Annotated in this window: 3 protein-coding genes; 2 read left to right on the plus strand and 1 reads right to left on the minus strand. The window is 44.9% G+C overall.

What is annotated here, in order from left to right:
* The first annotated feature begins 517 nt into the window (after positions 1–517).
* Positions 518–982, plus strand: coding sequence for a hypothetical protein (locus tag JGK07_RS32745; RefSeq protein ID WP_293243221.1), 465 nt, complete (start codon positions 518–520; stop codon positions 980–982).
* 425 nt (positions 983–1407) lie between these two features.
* Here the strand turns inward: JGK07_RS32745 and sds are convergent, their stop codons facing one another.
* The gene (gene sds, locus JGK07_RS32750; protein ID WP_293193419.1) at positions 1408–2379 is read right to left on the minus strand and encodes a solanesyl diphosphate synthase; all 972 of its coding nucleotides are present in this window, start codon (positions 2377–2379) and stop codon (positions 1408–1410) included.
* 1205 nt (positions 2380–3584) lie between these two features.
* Between sds and JGK07_RS32755 the strand changes: the two genes are divergently transcribed.
* Complete coding sequence (locus JGK07_RS32755) at positions 3585–4244, plus strand: serine/threonine-protein kinase (protein WP_325315997.1); 660 nt, start codon at positions 3585–3587, stop codon at positions 4242–4244.
* Positions 4245–4370 lie beyond the last annotated feature (126 nt).

A 4370-nucleotide genomic window follows, 5' to 3' on the forward strand; every position in this document is an offset into this window, starting at 1 on the left:
AGGACTTGCAGCCGTAGGGCATACGGTCAAGATGCTTGCCGAGGGTAAATTCGTCGGAATCCCACTGAAGCAAGAATCCTCTCGCCTTTAGGCAGAGGTTTGTCAAAAAAACACTGACGGCTGCTTTTTCTTGATGTGTCCCAAATGTACTATCCGCCACCAACCAGGTTTAACCAGGGATTTTTGGTGGTGAGGACGAGATAATTTTGAGCAGAAAACTTTTTTTTCGTACATAGTTATAAAATTTGCATCCGCCAGGGACACCCGCATCAACTAAATCGAGCATCAGGTACGATATTTTTCGGATTGAAGGGTAAAGCGTGAATTAATCTAAAAAATCCAGAATTTTTGCTAAAAAAGGCTATATTTGGCTATATGTTTCATATCTATCAATCAAATTTATGGGACTTCAGATTTCGCATTTTAGCTTAATATGCGGCAGTGCCAGTTATTACATACTTGCACCTTCACCCGTTACCCTGACATTATTAAACTCAAATCTCAAATGAACTGACTGATGGATTTAGATATACAGATTCAAGCACTAATCGAGCAAGCTCCGCCTGACGGTTCGACGCCACAAATCTTAGAGGCGATCGCCCCGGCGCTGGTTTTAATTGCCCAACAGCTACAGCACCTCGAATACTCGATCCTGCAATCGGTAGACGAAAGTTGGGCGATCGTGGTTTTGAGCAATCTCAAGCAACCGGGACAGGAGAAGAAGGTGATTTATGCTTTTCCCACTCTTAAAGATGCGTCCTGCGCTGCGGCGGCTGGGGGCGGGAGCGTCAAGCCCGTACAGTTGCCTGTCACTCACATTTTATTTCAGATGATTGCTCTTGAAGGTCTCGACAGTATTGTTTTTTTTGAAAATCCCGGCAATCAGGAAGTCGGGGTGGAAATCCCTCGCCGACAAGTGCAGGACTTAATAAATGTTTACTTGCAACAGTATCGATCGGCTCCACCGCCAGATATTGCCTAAATATAGCCTTTCTCAAGGGAGCATCTCAGTTTTGCATTTAGATAGTGCGAGCGTCCCCGCTCGCGTATCGTATAATACGCGAGCGGGGACGCTCGCACTATAAGAAAAAAATGCTTTTTACAAAAATGAGATTCTCCCTTTCTCAATGGCAGTGAAGTATGTCAGGGAATCGGGAATCGGGAATCGGTAATAGGTAATCGGTAATATTTCATTGCTTGCGCTCTCGGGAACTCACTTAGGAATGAAAATTAAATAACTTCCACAAGTTTTATGCTTCTTCTGGCCCATCCCACAAATATGTGTAAATTATTTAATTCGCCATCCTTAAGAAGCGCGATAATTAAATTTCTGATGAATTGGTAATAGGAAATTCCCCATTACCAACTCCCCATTACCAATTCCCCTACCGTGCAACTTTTTAACCTCTAATACAGCCGGCTCAAAACGTAATCTGCTAAATCAATCAAGGCTTGACGGGATTCTGAATGGGGCAGCGCAGCTAAGTATTCGACAGCTTTCTGTGCGTGATTTGTTGCTAGTTCTCGCGATCGCTCTATACCTTGAGAATCTGCTACCAGCGCCAGAGCCTGCTCTAGATCTCCTTCTTGGGCGAACTCGCGTTCTATTAGAACTTCCAAATAAGGCTTTTCTTCTAGGGCAAATAGTGCTGGTGCTGTCAAATTACCACTAATCAGATCAGAGCCTGCGGGTTTCCCCAAAGTTTCCGTTGAAGCAGTGAAATCCAATATATCATCTACTATTTGGAATGCTAAACCAATGTTGCGACCGTAGTTGTACAAATCGTCTGCTATTTCTGCTGAAACCTCGCTCAAACAGCCCGCTGCTTTAGAACTGTTGGCAATTAAAGACGCTGTTTTGTAATAACTTTTTTCTAAGTACGCTTCGATCGACAAACTGGTGTCAAATCCATTTAGTCCCTGTTGAATTTCGCCCTCAGCTAAATCCATAATCACTTCTGAAAGCAGTTTGACTACTGGCAGGTTGTCCAGATTTGCCAAGTGCCACGAAGATTGAGCAAACAGAAAATCTCCCGCCAATACTGCCACTCGGTTGTTAAACCGACTGTGTACTGTCGGTACTCCCCGCCGCAGATCCGACTCGTCCACCACGTCGTCGTGGACTAGACTGGCTGTGTGGATCATTTCTGTGATTTCCGCGAGGCGGCGGTGTTTTTCGGTGATTTCCCGATCGGGCATCGTCGCCTTGGCCATCAACAAGACTATTGCGGGTCTCACCCGTTTTCCCTTTGTGCCGAATAAGTATTCTGCAGCCGCGTACAAGATGGGATGACGGGCACCCACTAACTGTTTTAAGTTTTCTGTCAACAGTCGCAGGTCTTCTTCAACCGAGGAAAATAGGAGAGTGCTAGAGATCATGGATACGCCGACTCAAGCCGTAAAGTAACAAAATTTTACATATCATATCTTTATTTTAAGACAATTCTCTGCAATAGGGAACAAAAATCTAGGCGATCGGCAGTTATTTGTGGTCTGTCGCCAGCGAGGACTCGCCCAACTGCCAGAGGCGAGTAGCCTGCTGCCAGAGGGGTTGCTCCTATTGTATCGAATTGTTAAGCACACTGCCAAAAAATAACTAAATCCCAGAAACGCTGTGTTATTATAGGTATTAAGGATTTAAACAATTCTATACATTAAGTACAGGCTGTAATTGAGCCTGGCTGGCAGGTAGCTTTCAGATGCCTGTAAGAGTTTCGTAGAGCCAGCCTTGTTAGTCGATCGCAGCGAAAATTTCTGGGACAGATTTTTAGTTTCTTGTGGCTAAAAATTTTCAGGAGTTAAGACTAGCGCATGAGATGTGCACGGTAGCTCAAAGCAGCTAAAGTGGATGGTTTTACGCTGTTCAAGCATCTGTAAAGCAGTAAATCATTATTGACCTCGCCCAAAAACGGGTAGAAGCCACGACAATTGTCGTGGGTAGCCCAAAATTTTAGATCTTAGTTGAAGCTCCCAGATTTATCTGCCGAGTAAATCTAAAATCGAAAAATGGAAAATCTCAAATCGACTCACCGGGAACGCCTAAGTTTTTCGGCAAGCCTGATATGGAAAAGTAGCCTTCAGAACCAAGGCATAGTCTTGCGTGCTGAATTAATGTAGTAGGTCTTGAACTTGTCCCGTCCTCCTCCTCGTCCTTGACTTTTGGTTCTAATTATGATTTATCGCGATATTCCTCTAATTATTCCCATTCTAGCCGCCGGTTATGTAATGACTATTTATATAGTGCTGATGTTGGCCGAACGTAGCTCTAAAATAACTCGATTGGGCGAGTAGTGCAACGCTTGGCAGCCGAATCCGGCCTCGCCCGCCATGGACTACTCGCTCAGAATTCCGAATATTCCATAATAACCCTGCCTTGAATGCTTGCACACAAAGGCAGGGTTATTTGATTTTAGATTTTAGATTGAAGATTTTAGATTGAGGATTTTAGATTGAGGATTTGCGATCGATCGAGCTCGTGGTTGAGAGCTTACAGGCAAGTCTGAGAATATTTGTGGTGGTAGCGATTAACACATATCAGTGGCTACACTAGGATAAACGCTGCTGCTCTCTAAGATTCTGCGGTTATGCTCCACTTTCCAGGCTACAAAATTTTCAGGAAAATCTATGAAAGCGATCGATCTCTAGTTTACCGGGGCGTGCGATCGACCGACAGCCAGCACGTAATCTTCAAGATACTCAAGCAAGAGTACCCCACTCCGGCTGCACTCGCCCGTCACAAACAAGAATATGACATCATCCGCAGCTTAAATCACCCAGGAGTCATCCGAGCTTACAGCTTAGAACAGTACGATCGCACTTTGGCGATCGTACTCGAAGACTTCGGAGGAGAATCTCTCAAAAGGTTGATGCACTCTCGCCCCTTTACTCTATCCGAATCTCTGAGCTTCGCCATTCAAATAGCCGACATTTTGGGCGACATTCACAGCGCCAACATCATACACAAAGATATCAACCCTGCCAACATAGTTTTCAATCCCAGCACCAACCAACTCAAAATCATTGACTTTGGGATAGCCAGCGTCTTCGCGCCCGACAAATTAACCGAACAACCCACCCTCAAGCATCCCCATATTCTAGAAGGCACTCTCGCCTATATCTCTCCAGAACAAACTGGCAGAATGAACCGCAGCCTAGATTATCGCACCGACTATTACTCTCTCGGCGCAACTCTCTATGAAATGCTGACGGGCCAACTGCCGTTTGAAACCAGGGTAGTGCCCTGAAGGAAAGGATCGGAGCAAGCTATAATTAGAGAAGTGTTTGCCATAGCGTGATATGACATTAGAAATTAATTGTTGCCCTAATTGTGGCTCAAAAGAAGTTAGTCGGAACGGTAAAACTCGGCATCA

This window comes from Microcoleus sp. PH2017_24_DOB_U_A, from assembly GCF_020738205.1.
In the GTDB taxonomy this organism is placed as follows: Bacteria; Cyanobacteriota; Cyanobacteriia; order Cyanobacteriales; family Microcoleaceae; genus Microcoleus.